General features: G+C 72.7%; 14 protein-coding genes. 4 read left to right on the top strand and 10 right to left on the bottom strand.

The genetic code is table 11. The features are described from left to right. Positions 1-127: 127 nt before the first annotated feature. From ACIQTO_RS18520 to ACIQTO_RS18485, 8 genes are all read right to left on the bottom strand, one after another. A complete protein-coding gene (locus ACIQTO_RS18520) occupies positions 128-475 on the bottom strand; it encodes an MmcQ/YjbR family DNA-binding protein (RefSeq protein ID WP_402388775.1) in 348 nt (115 codons plus the stop codon). Between the two features lie 71 nt (positions 476-546). Next, complete coding sequence (locus ACIQTO_RS18515; RefSeq protein WP_402388772.1) at positions 547-2,838, bottom strand: Dyp-type peroxidase; 2,292 nt, start codon at positions 2,836-2,838, stop codon at positions 547-549. A gap of 35 nt (positions 2,839-2,873) precedes the next feature. Continuing rightward, a complete protein-coding gene (locus tag ACIQTO_RS18510; RefSeq protein ID WP_402388769.1) occupies positions 2,874-4,820 on the bottom strand; it encodes a galactose oxidase-like domain-containing protein in 1,947 nt (648 codons plus the stop codon). A gap of 222 nt (positions 4,821-5,042) precedes the next feature. Further along, on the bottom strand, positions 5,043-6,269 hold the full coding sequence (locus ACIQTO_RS18505; protein WP_402388767.1) for an acyltransferase: 1,227 nt from the start codon (positions 6,267-6,269) through the stop codon (positions 5,043-5,045). Positions 6,270-6,316: 47 nt separating this feature from the next. Further along, the gene (locus tag ACIQTO_RS18500; RefSeq protein WP_402388765.1) at positions 6,317-7,459 is read right to left on the bottom strand and encodes an alpha/beta hydrolase; all 1,143 of its coding nucleotides are present in this window, start codon (positions 7,457-7,459) and stop codon (positions 6,317-6,319) included. 158 nt (positions 7,460-7,617) lie between these two features. Continuing rightward, positions 7,618-8,292 carry a response regulator gene (locus ACIQTO_RS18495; protein WP_402388763.1) on the bottom strand — a complete coding sequence of 225 codons (675 nt, stop codon included), beginning with the start codon at positions 8,290-8,292 and terminating at the stop codon, positions 7,618-7,620. Then, positions 8,289-9,590, bottom strand: a complete 1,302-nt coding sequence (locus ACIQTO_RS18490) for a sensor histidine kinase (protein ID WP_402388760.1) — start codon at positions 9,588-9,590, stop codon at positions 8,289-8,291. Before ACIQTO_RS18490 ends, ACIQTO_RS18495 begins: the two co-directional genes overlap by 4 nt. Positions 9,591-9,698: 108 nt before the next feature. After that, positions 9,699-10,427, bottom strand: a complete 729-nt coding sequence (locus tag ACIQTO_RS18485) for a TetR/AcrR family transcriptional regulator (RefSeq protein WP_402388758.1) — start codon at positions 10,425-10,427, stop codon at positions 9,699-9,701. Between the two features lie 174 nt (positions 10,428-10,601). Between ACIQTO_RS18485 and ACIQTO_RS18480 the strand changes: the two genes are divergently transcribed. Then, positions 10,602-12,206 (top strand): MFS transporter, encoded by a 1,605-nt coding sequence (locus tag ACIQTO_RS18480; RefSeq protein ID WP_402388755.1) that lies wholly within the window; start codon positions 10,602-10,604, stop codon positions 12,204-12,206. A 66-nt stretch (positions 12,207-12,272) separates the two neighbouring features. On the opposite strand, the gene ACIQTO_RS18475 is transcribed toward ACIQTO_RS18480, so the two are convergent. Beyond that, the gene (locus tag ACIQTO_RS18475; protein WP_402388752.1) at positions 12,273-12,719 is read right to left on the bottom strand and encodes a nitroreductase/quinone reductase family protein; all 447 of its coding nucleotides are present in this window, start codon (positions 12,717-12,719) and stop codon (positions 12,273-12,275) included. Positions 12,720-12,912: 193 nt separating this feature from the next. After that, entirely contained in the window at positions 12,913-15,663 is a 2,751-nt protein-coding gene (aceE, locus tag ACIQTO_RS18470) for a pyruvate dehydrogenase (acetyl-transferring), homodimeric type (RefSeq protein WP_402388751.1), read from the bottom strand. 516 nt (positions 15,664-16,179) lie between these two features. Between aceE and ACIQTO_RS18465 the strand changes: the two genes are divergently transcribed. The 3 genes from ACIQTO_RS18465 (at position 16,180) to ACIQTO_RS18455 (ending at position 18,128) form a co-directional block, all read left to right on the top strand. After that, on the top strand, positions 16,180-16,614 hold the full coding sequence (locus ACIQTO_RS18465; RefSeq protein ID WP_402388748.1) for a DUF3052 domain-containing protein: 435 nt from the start codon (positions 16,180-16,182) through the stop codon (positions 16,612-16,614). Between the two features lie 240 nt (positions 16,615-16,854). Beyond that, positions 16,855-17,313, top strand: coding sequence for a peroxiredoxin (locus ACIQTO_RS18460; RefSeq protein WP_402388746.1), 459 nt, complete (start codon positions 16,855-16,857; stop codon positions 17,311-17,313). Positions 17,314-17,552: 239 nt separating this feature from the next. Then, positions 17,553-18,128, top strand: coding sequence for a TerD family protein (locus tag ACIQTO_RS18455; RefSeq protein ID WP_402388743.1), 576 nt, complete (start codon positions 17,553-17,555; stop codon positions 18,126-18,128). The last annotated feature ends 342 nt before the right edge of the window (positions 18,129-18,470 follow it).

The following is an 18,470-nucleotide window of genomic DNA, read 5'->3' as shown; positions in this document are numbered from 1 at the left end:
CTGCGGGCGGGGCCCGAAGGGTGGTACGACTGCCAACTTCCCTGGGTAAGCGTAGGGGGCCCGGCGCGGTGTCGGGCCCGCGCAAACTGTGGGATGGATCACATGAACCTCCGGTGTCCTTCCGGCGTCACCGGGCCTGCGTCGCGTCGAACTCCCTGACCATGCGCTTCGGCGCGGCGCGCCGCCAGGCCTCGGTCAGCAACTCCCGCAGTTCCTCCGGGTCGACGAGGTCGAGCCGTACGCCCACCCAGCCGTGCCGGCCGACGTACGGGGGGTACGAGAACACCTCGGGCTCGGCGGCGAGCAGCTCGCGCTGGTCCTCGTGGGAGGCCTTGACGCTGACGCTCCCGCCGTCCGGCGCGCCCATCGCGAAGATCTTCGCGCGGACCCGCAGGGTCTCGATCTCCCAGGTGGGCTGCTGCACGGCCTCCGGCAGGGCGAGCGCCATCGCGCGGAACTCATCGAACGTCACCATGGCGGCAGCGTAGGGCAACGGACCGACACCCGGGCCCCCGTCGCGTCGCGGACGGGGGCCGGGCGGCCGGCTCAGGCCAGGGAGTTCCAGGCGCTGCACGGACGGTCGTCGGCGAGCTTGCGGTCCGGGTGACCGCTGCCGTCGGCCACCGAGATCCGGCGGTAGTCCTCGCCGTGGAACACCCAGTACTCGCTCTTGCCGCCGACCCGCTGCTGGTCGGGCACCGGGAGGAAGCAGTCCACCTTGGCGATGCCGCCCAGCGAACCCCACTGGGTGAGTTCGCGGTCGGTGCGCTCACGGACGTCGGTGTGCGCGGCGCCGTCCGCCACCGAGATCAGCCGGTACTGCTGGCGTCCGCCGGTGCTGTGGAACGCCCAGTACCAGCTCTTGCCGCCGACCCGCTGCTGGTCGGGCACCGCGAGGAAGCAGTCCATCCGGTCGACGCCGCTCAGCGAACCCCAGGCCGAGAGGTCGCGGTCGGGGCGCTCCAGGGCGGTGGTGTGGCTCCCGCCGCCGCAGGTGATCGAGACGGCCCGGTACTGCTGGCGTCCGCCGGTGCTGTGGAAGACCCAGTACCAGCTCTTGCCGGACGGGTTCTGCAGATCGGGCATCGGCAGCACGCAGTCGATCCGCGCGACGCCCTGCAGACCGGGCCAGTCGGTCAGCGCGGCGTCGCGCTCGACCGGGCGGTCGGTGTGCGAGGCGCCGTCCTCGACCGCGATCCGGCGGCGCTGCTCGCCGTGGAACGCCCAGTACTGGCTCTGCCCGCCCTGGCGCCACTGGTCCGGGACGGCGACGAAGTCGTCGCACGGGTAGCCCTTGCCCTGCTGCGGGGAGACCTGGCCGCCCGGCCGGCCCTGGGACTGGCCGGTGAGCCGCCCGTCGGCGAGGGCCTTGAGGGTGCTGATGGACGGCGCGAAGGCGTAGACCGAGCCCTGGGTCTGCACGAACTGCTGGAAGCTCAGCGGGGTGTGCTTGATCGCGCCGTCCGGGCCGCGGCTCTCGAAGTCGACGTCGTCGGCCCCGGTGATCACCGGGTCCTTGCCGGGCACCGGGTTGCGGCCGGGCGGGAAGTCCGGCTGGTCGATCCAGTCGGCCTGGATGAACTCGAACTGCCGGGCGATGTCGGCCTGGTAGCAGACGAAGAGCAGGCCGCGCGGGTCGTCGGGCCCGCCGGGGCCCTCGGAGGCCGGGTCGAACGGGTGGCCGTAGGGCGCGCCGCGCCGCATGATCCGCCGGCCGTCGAGCTCCTTGGCGTCGAACGGCGGGCGGCTGGGGTCGGGGGCCTGCAGCCCGGCCCGCGGGCTGGACTTGCGCAGGTGCGAGAAGAGCGGGGTGGCCAGGCCCTCCAGGTCGTCCCGGAAGTCGAAGTCGTTGTCCGACGAGGCCGTCGGGTCGTTCGGGACGTCGCGGTCCTGGTGCTTGCAGACCGGTGCGCCGGAGCGCCAGCGGCCGACCAGCCGGGCGGCCAGCCACTCGGTGGTGGCGGAGTCCGGGACGGCCTTGGCCTGCTTGAGCTCCTTCAGCTTGACCGAGACCTGGGACCACCAGCCGGGGACGTCCTGGGAGAGCCGGCGGACGACCTGGAAGGAGCCGTCGCGGGCCCACGCGGGGAAGTCGGTGAAGCTGCCGGGGGCGGGCTGCTCGCCGACGACGAACTCACCGGCCGGGATGATCCGGGTGCCCGGGTGGCCCTCGACCTCCTCCTCGTTCTCCGGGGCGGGCTGGTCGAAGAACCGCACGCCGGGCTCGCTGATGCCGTCCTTGAAGCCGAAGTGCTCCTTGCCGCGCCGGCTGCCGAGCAGGGTCTTGGCGTTCTGCTGGAAGATGATGACGATCCTCGCCTCGGCGGCCGCCTCGCGCTGGGCGGTGACGGCGGCGGCGAGGTCCTGCTCGGTGTCCGAGGCGATCGTCAGCACCGCGTGCACGGCCTGGGTCCGGCCGTTGCCGAAGAGCCAGTTCTCCGGGGAGTTGTCACCGGTGTCGCCGAGCGCGCCGGCCCGCTTGGCCGAGCCCTCCTTGAACGCCTCCAGGCCGCTGCCGACCGGCGGGTCCTGCGCGAACGGGTCGGTGGCGGAGAGCTGGCGCATGCCCTCGTAGGTGAGGCTGACGCCCAGCCAGGTGGCCTTGAGGGTCTTGGGGTCGTCGCCGCCCGAGGACCTGCGCGCCTCGCTGAACGCGGCGTTGAAGTCGGCGACCTGGCGGGTGGTGGCGATCTGCGGGGCGAGCGCCCGCAGCCAGTCGCGGGCCCTGGCCGCGTCCTCGAACTTGAGGAACAGCAGGGTGACGTTGTCCTTCTTGAAGCCGGCGACGATGTCGCCCTGGATCTCCTCGCTCCGGCGCAGTCTCAGATCCGTTGCCATGGTTTCCTCCGTGGGGTGAATGGGGGAGGTCGGGGTCAGGCCGAGGGGCTGAGCTGCACCCACTGGGCGACGCTGGGCACGCCCTGGTCGTTGAGCAGGAAGAGCATGTACCAGCCGGGCGGCGCGGCCTTGGCGTCCGGCGGCGCCTGGAACTCCAGCCGGTTGCCGGCCCGGCTGCTGAGCCGCAGCTCGATGTGGCGCTGGCTGGTGTTGACCGAGTGGGTCGCGGTGGTCGGCGACAGCAGGACGGCCTTGGCGGCGCGTTCCGGGGTCGACGTGGTGACCAGGAACTTCTTGTCGTAGCCGACCGGCGTGGTGGGGGCCCGGTCGAGCGAGGGGCGGTTGCCCTGGTGGAGGTAGGCGGGTTCGTAGATCTCGATGGTGCCGTCCATGGTGACGGGGCCGGCCGTGCCGGGGATGCCGCTCACCCTGCCGTTGATGTCCGGGTTGTTGGCGATCTGCTGGAGCTCGTCACCGGTCACCATGACGCGTCCGTCCGGCAGGACCACGGCGTTGGAGTGGTAGCCGCGCGGGAGCCGCTGGACCGGGCCGAGCTTCCAGTTGCCCTGGGCGTCGCGCAGCTCGATCTGGCGGTACTTGAGGTCGGCGTTCGGGTTGTAGGGGCCGTTGCCGTAGTCGCGGATGTCGTACGCGCCGTTGACGGTCAGCAGCTTGCCGTCGGGCAGCAGGACGGTGTCGTCCTGGGTGCGGCCGAACGCGCGCGACTTCTCGGCGGTCCAGCTGCCGTTGGAGAAGCGCAGGGTGCTCGGGTTGTCCCGGTCGCCGCCGAGGACCAGCGCGGAGTCCGGGCCGTTCGGGCCGCCGGGGAGGGGGACGGCCGAGCCGTAGTTGCGCTTGCGGCCGTCCGGGCGGGCGGTCAGGTCGCTGCGGGACTCGGCGACCGGGTCGAACTTCCACTGCTCGTTGGCCTGGCGGCCGAAGCCGTAGATGTTGCCGTCGTTGAGCGAGAACAGGTGCGGGTAGTCCAGGCTGAACGGGGCGTCCGCCTTGAACCGGTCCACCGGGGTGTTCTTCGGCGTCTCGGTCTTCAGGAGCGGCACCTGGTAGCCCTTGGCGGGGAAGCGCTCGACCACCGGGGTCGGGGTGCCCCAGCCCAGCTCGGACTGGCCGGACATGATCAGCTGGCGGCCGTCGGCGCCGGTCACCACGGACGGGTACCAGCGTCCGACCGACATGTCCGGGTTCTTGGTCCAGGTCTCCGTCCACGGGTCGAAGACCAGCGAGAGCTTGGCGCCGGTGCCGCCGTTGCCGCCCAGGTTCCCGCCGAAGACGCCCAGCATGCCGTTGGGCAGGAACGAGTGGCCGGAGCAGAAGAACGGGGCGGGGCGGGGCTCGTGCAGTCCGTCCGGCATGTCGACGATCGGCGGGGTGACCTGCTTGAAGGCCTCCGAGCCGTAGCCCTTCGCCGGGTCCCAGAGGAAGGCCCGGCCGGCGTTCTCCTTGCCGGTGGTCTGGGTCGGCGCGGGCTCCTTCTCCGGGTTGGTCTCGATCCGTTCGAACGAGAACACCAGCACCTTGCCGGTCGGCAGCAGGGCGATGTGGTCGCCGAAGTCGGGCGAGGAGAAGTACTGGTTGAACGCGCCGAAGACGGTGGGGTCGAAGCCGGCGTTGGTGGTGGTCTGGGAGTCCGTCAGCGCCTTGAGCCGGTTGGTCCGGGTGGTCTGCGGGTAGTCGCCGACGCCGCGGACGGCGGCCCGCATGCGGGCGTGCTCCTCGGCGTGCTCCTGGCCGAGTGCCGCGACCTCGTCGTCCCGCATCTCGGCCAGCACCCGGGGCGAGGTGACGTGCGGGGCCAGGTCGTCGTCGTGGGTGCCGCCGTGGGCGAGGACCAGGGCGGCGGCCGGGGTGACGGCGGTCAGCACGGTTCCGGTGGTCAGCGCGCAGACGACGGCGGTGGCGACGGCGGACAGCCGGCGGGGGGCCCGCGGCCGGCGCCGTGGCCGCGGTGGGGACAGGGACATGGGACTCCTCGGAGGGGGATGTCGGGAGAAGGGCCGGCGGGAGCGCGGACGGCCTGCCGTGGGCGGGCACGGGCGTACCGACAGTCGCCGACGGTCACAGGACATCACGGCGCGTGGTGGTTCGCATGCGGATGCATCGCTTCGGTGGGCGCGTGTCGCCGTTGGCCGGGGCGTGCGCCCGATTGGTTCACGCCCCGTCAGTTCTCCGCCTCCGCTCCCGGCTCAGAGCACGCCCAGGGCGTACGCGGCGAACAGCGCCGCCGCGCCGCCGGCCATCGCCTTCCAAGTCCGGGAGAACGCCGTCCAGGGGCCGTCGAACCGGCGGGTGAACCACCCGATCGCGATCAGGACAGCGCCGAACAGCGGAAGCAGCGCCACCCGGGCGGCCACCCAGCCCAGCGAGTCCGGCGCCCCGGTCAGGCCCGGCACGGTGCCGAAGGCGGCCGCCCCGGGCAGCGCCACGGCCAGCATCGCGCTCTGGTGCCAGCAGAAGATCGTCATCGCCGAGAGGTTGACCGCCACCACCGGCAGCCAGAGCGCCGGGCGCCGCAGCAGCCGGCCGAGCCGCTCCCGCAGCAGTACCGCCGCGCCGCACTGCACCGCCGCCAGGGCCAGGACCAGCAGGGACGGCGGGTGCGAGTTGGTCCGCCCGGCGCCGGGCACGCCGACCATGCTGGCCGGGTAGTGGAAGACCAGCAGCAGTACGGCGAACAAGGCCCCGCCGCCGAACAGCAGCAGCCGGGCGGCCGGTCGGCCCAGCCGCCCGCGGGCCCAGAGCACCCCCAACTGGTAGCCGAAGAGCCAGCCCGGCAGGACGTTCAGCAGCCCGGTCCAGGACGGCACCGCCTCCGCCCACGGGCCGTACCGCAGCAGGTCCACCGTGCCGACCACGGCCACCAGGACACCGGCCGACCAGCCGCGCAGCCGCCGGGCGGCGGCCACGCACAGCGGGGTCATCGCGGTCAGCCCCAGATAGACGCCGATGTACCAGAGCGGCTGCACCACCAGCACCGAGCCGGTCCGGACGGTGTCGGCCGGGACGCCGAGCCGGCCCAGCACCGGGATCAGCAGCGCCCAGACGGCCGCCACCCCGAGGACCGGTCGCAGCAGCCGGACCGAGCGGGCGCGCAGCCAGCCGGCGAAGCCGACGCCCCGGGCGCGGGCCCGGTCCAGTGAGCGGGCCGAGGAGTGGCCGCCGACCAGGAAGAACACCCCGAGCATCTGGAGCACCCAGCTGACCGGCGCGAAGAAGCCGAGCGAGCCGAGCGGGCTGGCGTTGTGCAGCGCGCCGTCGGCGGAGAGGGTGAAGCCGCCGAGCAGCCAGTGGCCGACGGGGACGGCGAGCAGCGCCAGGGCGCGCAGGCCGTCCAGGGCGCGGTCGCGGGTCTCGGGGGTACGGGTGTCGACCTGGTGCGCGGCGCGGCGCAGGGCGGTCAGCGGTCGGGCCATGGCGTTGCTCCTCGGGAGGTGGCGGGGTTCGGCGGGCGGGCGCTGGTTCAGCGGCCGAGCGCGAGGGCGGCGAAGGCGGCCAGGGAGGCGGTGCCGGGCGCGAAGTAGCCGGTGTGGCCGTGGGATCCGGTGGCGGGCAGCGGGCGGGCGCCGAAGCCGGGGGCGGTCGGGTCGGCGCCGTGGCCGAGGCCGAGGAGCGAGACGTTGGGCACGTTGCCGATCCAGTCGGAGCCGTTGCGCTCGGTGGCCCAGAGCGGCACCCGGGGGTCGAGGTCGGCGGCGGAGCCGACGCCCATGCCGGGGGAGCCGAGCACCACCAGGCCGGCGGCCTGCTCGGGGCCGGGCCGGGCCAGGCCGCAGACCACCGAGCCGTAGCTGTGGCAGAACACCGTGGCGGGCGCCGCCGGCCGGGTGGTGACGGCGAGTCCGTCCAGCAGCCGGGTGAGCCGCGGTGCTCCGGCCCGGGCGAGGGTCTCGGTGGCGGCGTCGGGGCCGAGGCCGACCGGGGTGGTGTAGCCGGCCCAGGCGATCACGGCGGCCTGCCGGCCGGTCGCCTCGTACAGCGCGCGGGCCATCCCGCCCGGGGTGCCGTACGGGTCGGTGGGCCGGTCGAAGCTGAGCAGGTCGATGTCCGAGCCGGGGACGACGACGGCCGTCCGGCCGGCGGCGGTCAGGTCCCCGTGGACCTCGGCGACCTGGCCGCGTCCGCGCGGGTCGAAGGCGAGGATCTGCCGTCCGCCGTCGAGCAGGGTGCGGTAGCGCTCGGCGCGCCCGCGGGCGGCGGCCTGGTCCCGCGGGGTGAGCGCCGGGTCGGCGGCGCGGGCGAGTTCGCGCCCGCGCTCCTCGGTCAGGGCCAGCGCGTTGGCCCGGTAGCGGAGGCGGACGGGGGCGCCGTCGAGGTTGCCGACCACCAGCGGGTGGCGGACGGCCAGCGCGTCCTGGCCGGCGGCCGGCAGCCGGTCGAAGAAGGCGGCCACCGCGGCCGGGGAGGCGGTGGCCGGGTCGGGCGGCCGGATGCCGAGCGTGGTGTCGGCGACCCAGGCGGCGCTGCCGGGGGGCGGCCCGGTGACCGCGCGCTGGGTGTCGGCGGCCCAGCCGCCGGCGCCCAGGACGGTGGCCAGGGCCACCGCGGCGGCGGCGACCGCGCGTCCGAAGCGCCGGGGCCGGTGGTCGGTGCGAGGCTGCCGCATGTTCGTGCTCTCCCTTGTCCGTCGGGTGTCGACGGAGAGGAAGGTAGAAACGCGGCGGCCCCGCGGACGTCACACCGCGGGGCCAACTCCCGGGTGCTACCCGGGTATCAGGAGGGGGCATGCCGGCCGGCCCGGCGGGAGGCCGGCCGCCGGGGCGGTCATTGACCCGGTGTCACCAGGCCGGACTCGTAGGCCAGCACCACCGCCTGGGCGCGGTCGCGCAGGTCGAGCTTGGCCAGGATCCGGCCGATGTGGGTCTTGACGGTCTGTTCGGCGAGCACCAGGCCGGCGGCGATCTCCTGGTTGGACAGGCCGCGGGCGATCAGCTCCAGCACCTCGGTCTCCCGCGGGGTCAGGCCGTTCAGCCGCAGCTTGGGGTCGCGGCGCCGGACCGGCCCGGTCCGGGCGAAGTCCTCGATCAGTCGGCGGGTCACCGAGGGGGCGAGCAGGGCGTCGCCGGCCGCGACCACCCGCACGGCGGCGATCAGGTCGGCCGGGGGCGCGTCCTTGAGCAGGAAGCCGCTGGCCCCGGCCCGCAGCGCCTCGTACACGTAGTCGTCCACGTCGAAGGTGGTCAGCATCAGCACCTTGGGGCGGTGGGCGCCGGGGACGGCCGGGTCGAGCAGCCGGCGGGCCGCCTCCAGGCCGTCCATGACGGGCATCCGGACGTCCATCAGGACGACGTCCGGATGGGTGCGGCCGCAGACCTCCAGGGCCTGCGCGCCGTCCGCCGCGTCGCCCACCACGTCGATGTCGCTCTGGACGCCCAGCAGGGCGGCGAAGCCCGCCCGGACCATCGCCTGGTCGTCGACGATGATCACGCGGATGGTCATGCGGTGGTCTCCCGGGGGGTGTCGAAGGGCAGCACGGCGGCCACCTTGAAGCCGCCGTCGGGCAGCGGGCCGGTGTCCAGCTTCCCATCCAGCAGCCGCACGCGTTCCCGCATCCCGACCAGCCCGTGGCCGGTGCCCTCGGCGGCGGCCTCCAGCGACTCGGTGCGCCCGGGCGGGGCGCCGTTCACCACGGTGACCAGCAGGGCCCCGTCGTCGAGGGCCAGGGACACCCAGGCCTCGGCGCCGGGCGCGTGCCGGACGACGTTGGCCAGCGCCTCCTGGACGATCCGGTAGACGGAGAGGTCGACGGCCTGCGGCAGGGCGTCGGCCAGCTCCGGCGGGACGGCCAGCCCGGCCGGCACGCCGGCCCGGCCGACCGTCTCGACCAGCTGGGCCAGCTGCCCGATCCCGGGCTGCGGTGCCTTCTCGGCGCCGGAGTCCTCGCTGCGCAGCACGCCCAGCAGCCGCCGCATCTCGGACAGCGAGTCACGGGCGGTGCCGGCGATGGCGGTGAATTCCTCGGCCGCCTCGGGCGGGACGCCGGTGATCCGGTACGGGGCGCTGGCCGCCTGGACGGCGATCACGGACATGTGGTGGGCGACCACGTCGTGCAGCTCGCGGGCGATCCGGGCGCGCTCCTCCAGCAGGGTGCGGCGCTCGCGCTCGGCCTCGCTGATGTGCTCCTGTTCGGTGAGCAGCCGCTGGGCCTCGGCCCGTTCCCGCAGGGCCCCGCCGAGCACCAGGACGGCCCCGGTCAGGGCCACCGCCAGCACGGTGTTGTCCGAGCCGGAGCCGCCGCCGAGGCCGAGCAGCGACAGCGCGAGGCTGGCGGCGCCGGTGGCCAGCCAGACGGAGAGCAGGGTGCGCCGCCGCTCGCGCAGCGCCAGCGGCAGCATCAGCAGCAGGTAGCCGACCAGGCTGGTGGCCGGCCACGGCCAGGGGGAGGAGGTGTCCCGGCCGGTGGCGAGGACGAGCAGGGAGGTCAGCAGGTCGGCGGCGCCGATCATCCACCAGGCGGGCAGCGGGCGGCTCACCGCGAGCAGCAGCGGCGCGGTCTGCGCGACGGCGAGGGCCGCGGCGAGCCCGGTGTTGAGCCCGTAGTCGTGCGTCAGGACGTTGATCCCGCTGGGCAGCAGGGAGGACAGCGCCGAGAGCGCGAGGACGTACGGCAGCCAGCGGAGCCAGCGGCTCCCGGCGTGGGCCAGCAGCGGGGTGTGGTCGGTGGACGGGCGGGCGAGCGGGGCGAGCAGACCGGGCAGCAGGCCGCCCCGGGCCGGCCCGGCGGGCTGATCGGTCATCCCGTCAGCCTAGGGCGGCCGGCGCCGTCGGGCGTCGGACCGGGGACCGGGCTTCGCCGTAGTACCCCGGTATGACTCCGGTGCGGTCCCGGTGCCGCCCGGCGGGCCTCAGTGCCGCCAGTCGCCGGCCAGGGCGGGGCCGAGCTGGTCGAAGTGACGGGTGATCAGCGCGATCATGTCCTCCGGGCCGGACTCCTCGCACGCGGCGCTCCAGGACAGGTGGGCCGCGCGCAGCACGCTGCCGAAGACCGCGGCCATCACGGCGGGGCGCAGGTCCTCGGCCGGGTCGAGGCCCTCGCGGGCCGCGAGCACCTGGACCACCACCCGCTCCTGCTCGGTGACCCGGCGCAGGTGGGCGGCGAGCAGCGTGGGGGTGTCCTCGATCATCCGCATCAGTTCCAGCGCGCTGGTCACCGAGCTCGGTCCGGTCGGGTGCCGGGCGCCGAGGTCGCGCCAGGACTCGACGATCGCGGCGCGCAGCGCCTGGAGCGGGTTCTCCCCGGCGGGGCGGGCCCGCAGCCGGTCGATGAAGTAGTCCTCGGCCTCGGCCATGACGGCGAGGGCGACCTCGTCCTTGTTGGCGAAGTAGCGGAAGAACGTGCGCTGCGAGACGTCGACGGCGGCGGCGATCTCGTCCACGGTCGTCCCGGCGAAGCCCTGGCTGAAGAAGAGCCGGTGGGCGGCCTCGATCAGGGCGTCCCGGGTCTGCCGCTTCTTGCGCTCGCGCAGGCCGGGGCCCCCGGCCGGCCGGACGGCCGGGGCGGGGGCGAGGGGCGAGCGCTGAGCGGCCATGGCGGGGGCCTTCCGGACGGCGAGGCGGAGGGGGCTGGTGTCCAACTCTAGCGGTCTGACACATGTCAGTCGCAGTAACACGGCAGAGTTTGCCAAATGTCAGCAGCTGACATAATCTGCGGGAGCGTGGCGCCCGCCAGGCCGGGTAACTCGTGGGGACGGGTGGGCCGGGGCGCCACGACCACGTCTGTTCGCTGCCATGCCCCCGGAGGGCCCCAGATGAGCCAGTCCGTCGTCAAGAGCGCCAAGGCGGACGATCCGCCGCAGCCCGAGCCATCGTCCGGGAGCGGTCTGCAGGGGCACCCCTGGCTGACCCTGCTGACCGTCGCCGTCGGCGTGATGATGGTCGCGCTGGACGGCACGATCGTCGCGATCGCGAACCCCGTCATCCAGGCCGACCTCAAGGCCGCGCCCTCCGAGATCCAGTGGGTGACCAGCGGTTACCTGCTCGCCCTCGCGGTCTTCCTGATCACCGCCGGCAAGATCGGCGACCGCTTCGGCCACAAGCGGACCTTCCTGGTCGGCGCGGCCGGCTTCGCCGCCACCTCGGCCGCGATCGCCTTCGCGGGCAACATCCAGACGGTGATCGCCTGCCGCGTGCTGCAGGGCCTGTTCGGCGCGCTGCTCCAGCCGGCCGCGCTCGGCCTGCTGCGCGGTGCCTTCCCGGTCGAGAAGCTCAACATGGCGATCGGCATCTGGGGCGGGGTGATCGGCGCGTCCTCGGCGGCCGGTCCGATCGTCGGCGGTCTGCTGGTCGAGCACGTCAGCTGGCAGTCGGTGTTCTTCATCAACATCCCGGTCGGCCTGCTGACGCTGGCCCTCGGCATCTGGATCCTGCGGGACGTCCGGGCCGAGAAGGCGGCCAAATCCTTCGACGTACCCGGCATCGTGCTGCTCTCGCTGGCGATGTTCGGGCTGGTCTTCGGCATCATCAAGGCGCCCGAGTGGGGCTGGGGCGACGCCTCCACGCTGCTCTTCCTGGGCGGCGCGCTGGTCCTGATGACGGCTTTCGCGCTCTGGCAGCGGGTCGCCCGCGAACCGCTGATCCCGCTCAGCCTGTTCCGTTCGGTCCCGCTGTCGGCCGCCACCCTGCTGATGGTGCTGATGGCCTTCTCGTTCTTCGGCGCGATCTTCTTCGTGACCTTCTACCTGCAGAACGTCCACGGGATGTCGCCGGTCGAGGCCGGCGTCCACCTGCTGCCGATGACCGGCATGATGATCATCGGCTCGCCGGTGGCGGGGCTGGCCATCGGCCGGCTCGGCCCGCGGATCCCGATCGTGGCGGGCATGCTGATCACCACCGTGGCGATGTTCGGGATGTCCACCCTGGACGAGGGCTCCGGCGCCGGTGTGATGTCGCTCTGGTTCATCCTGATGGGCCTGGGCATGAGCCCGGTCATGGTCGGTGCCACCGAGGTGATCGTCGGCAACGCGCCGATGGAGCTCTCCGGGGTGGCCGGCGGCCTCCAGCAGGCCGCGATGCAGGTCGGCGGCAGCCTCGGCACCGCCGCGCTGGGCGCGCTGATGGCCGCCAAGGTCGGCGACGTGCTGCCCGGCAAGTGGGCCGACGCCGGCCTGCCGGCGGTCCAGGGCGCCGAGGCCGAGGGCCTCAAGCAGGCGGCCCAGCTCGGCTTCGCCCCGCCCGCCCCGGCCGGTACCCCGGCGGAGGTGGTCGACGCGATGGCCGGCGCCGTCCACCAGTCCTTCCTCAGCGGTATGTCGCTCGCTTTCGCGGTGGCCTCCGTGGTGGCCTTCGCCGCCGCCCTGCTCGGGCTGCTCGCCCGGCGCGGCAGCGCCGAGGCCGGCCCGGCCGTCCACATCTGACACCCCGGGCCCTCGCCTGCCGGCGCCCCGGACTCCCCTGGAGTCCGGGGCGCCGGCACGTCCGCGTCAGCCGGCCAGGCGGCGCAGCTCCACCAGCGGGACGACGCGGCCGGCCCGGGCCCGGAAGGCGGCGAACGACGGCTGGGCGGCGATCTGGGCGGCCCACAGGGCCTCGTACCGGGCGTCGTCGGACACCGTGACGGCCAGGGCCGGGTAGCGCTCGGCGCCGAGCTCGACGGTGACCTCGGGGCGGTCGGCCAGGTTGCGGTACCAGTCGGGGTCGGCCGGGGCGCCGCCGTTGGAGGCGAAGACCACGGGGTCCCCGCCGTCGGTCAGATGGACCAGCGGCGCGGTGCGCGGCTCGCCGCTGCGGCGGCCCCAGGTGGTGAGCAGGAGCAGCGGGGTGCCCGCGAAGGAGCCGCCGACCCGGCCGGCCGAGGCCCGGAACTCGGTGATCACACCGCGGTTGTACGCGTTGCCGCCGGCGGCGGGCTCGGGGTGGACGGCGTTCATGGGAGACCCTCCTGAGGTGGTCCGGTTCGTCTGGGAACGACCCTAGGAGCTCACACCTGTGTGAGGTTCAAGGGGATGTGACGGAGGTCACGTCCGGGCCGGGGGCGGGGACGGCGAAGGGCCGGACCCCCCGTCGGGAGGTCCGGCCCCTGGGCCGGTCACCGGTCTACCGGATCACCGGCTCATCGCGTGCTCAGGCGTCGCCGCCGGCGGCACCCGGGTCGGCCGCGGCCACGTCCAGCAGCTGGTAGCGGTCGATCGCGTCCTTCAGCGCGCTGCGGTCGATCTTGCCCTGCTTGGCGAGCTCGGTGAGCACGCCCAGGACGATCGACTGCGCGTCGATGTGGAAGAAGCGACGGGCCGCGCCACGGGTGTCGGCGAAGCCGAAGCCGTCGGCACCCAGCGACTGGTACTGCCCCGGCACCCAGCGCGAGATCTGGTCCGGCACCGCGCGCATCCAGTCGGAGACGGCGACGAACGGGCCCTCGGCGCCCTGCAGCTTCTGCGTCACGTACGGGACGCGCTGCTGCTCCTCCGGGTGCAGGAGGTTGAACTCCTCGGCCTCCACCGCGTCGCGGCGCAGCTCGTTCCAGGAGGTCGCGGACCAGACGTCGGCCTTGACGTTCCACTCCTCGGCGAGGACGCGCTGGGCCTCCAGGGCCCACGGCACGGCCACGCCGGAGGCGAGGATCTGGGCCGGGATCTGGCCGGCGGTGGCCGGAGCGTACCGGTGCAGACCCTTGAGGATGCCCTCGACGTCGGTGTTCTCCGGCTCGGCCGGCATCTTGATCGGCTCGTTGTAGACGGTCATGTAGTAGAAGACGTCCTCGCCGTGCGGGAACTCCGCCGACGAGCCGTACATCCGCCGCAGACCGTCCTGGACGATGTGCGCGATCTCGAAGCCGTACGCGGGGTCGTACGCGACGACGCCCGGGTTGGTCGAGGCCAGCAGGTGCGAGTGGCCGTCCGCGTGCTGCAGGCCCTCGCCGGTCAGCGTGGTGCGGCCGGCGGTGGCGCCGATCACGAAGCCGCGGGCCAGCTGGTCGGCCATCTGCCAGAACTGGTCACCGGTGCGCTGGAACCCGAACATCGAGTAGAAGACGTAGACCGGGATCAGCGGCTCGCCGTGCGTCGCGTACGACGAACCGGCGGCGATCAGCGAGGCGGTGCAGCCCGCCTCGGAGATGCCGTCGTGCAGCATCTGGCCCTTCGGCGACTCCTTGTAGGCCAGGAGCAGGTCGCGGTCGACCGACTCGTAGGTCTGGCCCAGCGGGTTGTAGATCTTCGCCGACGGGAAGAGCGAGTCCATGCCGAAGGTGCGGTACTCGTCGGGAGCGATCGGCACGAAGCGGTTGCCGATGCCCTTGTCCCGCATCAGGTCCTTGAGCACCCGGACGAACGCCATGGTGGTGGCGATGGTCTGGTTGCCCGAGCCCTTCTTGACCGCCTTGTAGGCGTCGTCGCCCGGGAGCTCCAGCTGCCGCGGCCGCACCTTGCGGGTCGGCACGTAGCCGCCCAGCTCCTTGCGGCGGTCGTGCATGTACTGGATCTCCTCCGAGTCACGGCCCGGGTGGTAGTAGGGCGGGTAGCCCTCCTCCAGCTGCTTGTCCGTGATCGGGATGTGCAGGCGGTCGCGGAAGCGCTTCAGGTCCTCGACCGTCAGCTTCTTCATCTGGTGCGTCGCGTTGCGGCCCTCGAAGTTGGGGCCGAGCGTCCAGCCCTTGACCGTCTGGGCCAGGATGACCGTCGGCTGGCCCTTGTGCTCGCGGGCCGCCTTGAACGCCGCGTAGACCTTGGCGTGGTCGTGGCCGCCGCGACCCAGGTGCTGGATCTGCTGGTCGGTCATGCTCTCGACCATCTTGCGCAGCCGCAGGTCGCCGCCGAAGAAGTTCTCCCGGATGTACGCGCCGGTCTCGGTGGCGTACGTCTGGAACTGGCCGTCGACGGTGGTGTTGAGCTTGTTCACCAGGACGCCGTCGCGGTCCTGCGCGAGCAGCGGGTCCCAGCTGCGGTCCCAGACCAGCTTGATGACGTTCCAGCCGGCGCCCCGGAACTGGGACTCCAGCTCCTGGATGATCTTGCCGTTGCCGCGGACCGGGCCGTCCAGGCGCTGCAGGTTGCAGTTGACCACGAAGGTCAGGTTGTCCAGGCCCTCGCGCGAGGCGAGCGACAGCTGGCCCAGCGACTCCGGCTCGTCCATCTCGCCGTCGCCGAGGAAGGCGTAGACGTGCGAGTCGGAGGTGTCCTTGATGCCCCGGTGCTCCAGGTAGCGGTTCATCCGGGCCTGGTAGATCGCGCCGAGCGGGCCGAGGCCCATCGAGACGGTCGGGAACTCCCAGAAGTCCGGCATCAGCCGCGGGTGCGGGTAGCTGGAGAGGCCGTACGGCGCCTTCGACTTCTCCTGGCGGAAGGCGTCGAGCTGCTGCTCGGACAGTCGGTCCAGGAGGAAGGCGCGGGCGTAGATGCCGGGGGAGGCGTGACCCTGGAAGAAGATCTGGTCGCCGGACTCGCCCTCGGCGTCCTTGCCGCGGAAGAAGTAGTTGAAGCCGACGTCGTAGAGCGACGCGGAGGAGGCGAAGGTGGCGATGTGGCCGCCCACGCCGATGCCCGGACGCTGCGCCCGGGAGACCATGACGGCCGCATTCCAGCGGGTCGCGTTGAGGACCTTGCGCTCGATCTCCTCGTTGCCGGGGAAGAACGGCTCGTCCTTGGTGGCGATGGTGTTGACGTAGTCCGTGCTGCGCATCTCGGGCACGGCGACGCGCTTCTCGCGGGCGCGCTCGATCAAGCGGAGCATCAGGTAGCGGGCGCGCTCGCGCCCCCGCTCGTCGATGGCCGCGTCAAGCGACTCCAGCCATTCCGCGGTCTCCTCGGGATCGAAGTCCGGGACCTGACTCGGAAGGCCGCCAATGATGATCGGGTTGCGATCGGATCCGGAAGCCACGCTGTTCCTTCACTGTCGGTCGAAACTGAGGTGTGTCGCGCCGCCTCCATCGTGCTACCGCGCTCGGAGATCCGTCATCTCTACCGATCGGTAACCGTTCCGCCCGGTGGGCGGTACGGTCTGGCGGCGCGCGGAGCAGGCGCTCTTGCCTGCGCCCCGCACCACCGGGTGTTACGAACAGAGGTGGTCCGACCTGGTTGCCCGACCGTCCGATGGCGGGCGGTCGGGGTGAGGGCCAACAGGAGACTCTACGCCCGCGCACGCGCGGACCCGAATGCCGTTCGCATCTCGGGCACACGTACGGCCTGTGGACCAGGGCAACCCGAAGCATCCTTGTCCCATGCAGAGAAGGGCAAATCGGTGTGATTCGCGACACGTCGACCGGCGTGTCCCCCTGCGACACGTCAACCTTTGGAGGGGATCGGGGGTCGGGTACTTGCGCGAACCGCCGCGCCCGTGTGGACTACGGCCACAGCCTCGGCATGGACGCCGGGCCGAATACTGGAGGTTATTCCCGTGAGCGCGACCGCGGACCCCGCGGACAAGTCCAACCCGGCCCACCGTCTCGGTTTCGAGAAGGACCAGATCATCCAGGAGCTGGGGTACGACGAAGACAGTGACCAGGAACTCCGCGAGGGCATCGAGGAGATCACCGGGACGGATCTCGTCGACGAGGACTACGACGACGTCGCCGACGCCGTCATGCTGTGGCACCGCGACGACGACGGAGATCTCACCGACTCCCTCGTCGACGCCCTGGAATACCTGGCCGAGGGCGGCCTGATCTGGCTGCTGACGCCCAAGACCGGCCGTGACGGCCACATCGAGGCCTCCGACATCGCCGACGCGGCCCGGACCGCCGGCCTCTCGCAGACCAGCTCGATCGCCATCGCCAAGGACTGGGCCGCCACCCGTCTGGCGACCAAGGCCGCCAGGGCGGGCAAGCGCTGAGCGCCCCTCGCGCCTGAGCCGCGATCCCCGAGCCGGGCCCCGTTGGAGCTGCCTCCAGCGGGGCCCTGCCGTTCGGCGCGTCGGGCTGGACGCCCTGCCGGGGGGTGCGTTCGCCGAGGGCGAAAGTCGCTGCCCCGACCGCCGTCGCCTCACCCGTTCGGCCGAATCGGTGCCGGTGAATGCGAGGATGGCGCTCGCCGCGCCCGCCGCGCGGCCCTGTCGCGTCAGAAAGGTCCCACCATGGCCATCGAGGTCGGCACCCAGGCTCCGGACTTCGAGCTGAAGAACCAGCACGGCGAGCTGGTCAAGCTCTCCGACTTCCGGGGCGAGAAGAACGTCGTCCTGGTCTTCTACCCGTTCTCCTTCACCGGCGTCTGCACCGGCGAGGTCTGCGCGATCCAGAAGGAGCTGCCGCGCCTCCAGAACGACGAGGTGCAGGTGCTCGGCGTCTCCAACGACTCGCCGTTCACCCAGCGCGTCTTCGCCGAGCAGGAGGGCCTGGACTACCCGCTGCTCTCCGACTTCTGGCCGCACGGCGAGGTCTCCCGCGCCTACGGCGTCTTCAACGAGGAGAAGGGCTGCGCGGTCCGCGGCACCTTCGTGATCGACAAGGCCGGCGTGGTCCGCTGGAGCGTCGTCAACGACCTGCCGGACGCGCGGGACGAGCAGGAGTACCTGAAGGTCCTCGGCGCGCTCTGACGCCCCCCGCGGGCCCCTTCGCGGGGGGCGCCGCACGGGCTCGGCGGGCTGGGATCCGGCCGCGGGGAGGGTGCCCGCGCAGATTCGAACAGCCACGCCGGGCCCGTTCCCCGCCCAGGACGGGAACCCGGCACTACGATCGGTCCGTTGGCTGGTCAGAGGCTCGGCGCAATCGCCGCCGACACCTCGGACCGCACCACGGGGGCACCAGGGAGTGCCTCCCGAATCTTGGAGGACCAGTGGGTGTCAGCCTGAGCAAGGGCGGCAATGTCTCGCTCACCAAGGAAGCCCCCGGCCTGACCGCCGTGGTCATCGGCCTTGGCTGGGACGTCCGTACCACCACCGGCACGGACTTCGACCTGGACGCCAGCGCCCTGCTCTGCAACGACCAGGGCAAGGTCGACAAGGACGGCAACTTCGTCTTCTTCAACAACCTGACCAGCCCCGAGGGCTCGGTCGAGCACACCGGCGACAACCTGACCGGTGCCGGCGAGGGCGACGACGAGGCCATCAAGGTCAACCTGGCGACCGTCCCGGCCGATGTGCACAAGATCGTGTTCCCGGTGTCGATCTACGACGCCGAGAACCGGACCCAGAACTTCGGCCAGGTCCGCAACGCGTTCATCCGCGTGGTGAACCAGGCGGACAACAAGGAGCTGGCGCGGTACGACCTCTCCGAGGACGCCTCGACCGAGACCGCGATGGTCTTCGGCGAGCTGTACCGCAACGGCGCCGAGTGGAAGTTCCGCGCCATCGGGCAGGGGTACGCCTCCGGCCTGCGCGGCATCGCCCAGGACTTCGGCGTCAACGTCTGAGCCGGTCGGCGGGCCCTCCGGGCCTGACGGGTCACCACCGGGCCGGGGCGGCCGCGGACGCACGACGTCCGCGACCGCCCCGGCTTCGTGCTGTCCCGTGCCGTGCTGCCCGGCTTCGTGCTGTCAGGTCCGGTGCTGTCCGGTGCCGTGCCGGCCGGCTTTCGTCCGTTTCGTGCGGTGCCGGCCCGGGGCCGCACGGTTCGTGCCGCCCCGGCTTCGTGCTGCCCCGGTGCACTGGAAGGATAGGAGTTCAGGAAGTTCAGCCGGCCGAAGGAGGCCGGGCGGGGCCACGGGGGAATAGACCTGAGATGCGCCCCGGGAGGAAAGGGAGGAAGGACAGCC

This window comes from Kitasatospora sp. NPDC091207, from assembly GCF_044768625.1.
Lineage (GTDB): Bacteria > Actinomycetota > Actinomycetes > Streptomycetales > Streptomycetaceae > Kitasatospora.
This window is presented reverse-complemented; position numbering and strand designations above follow the sequence as displayed.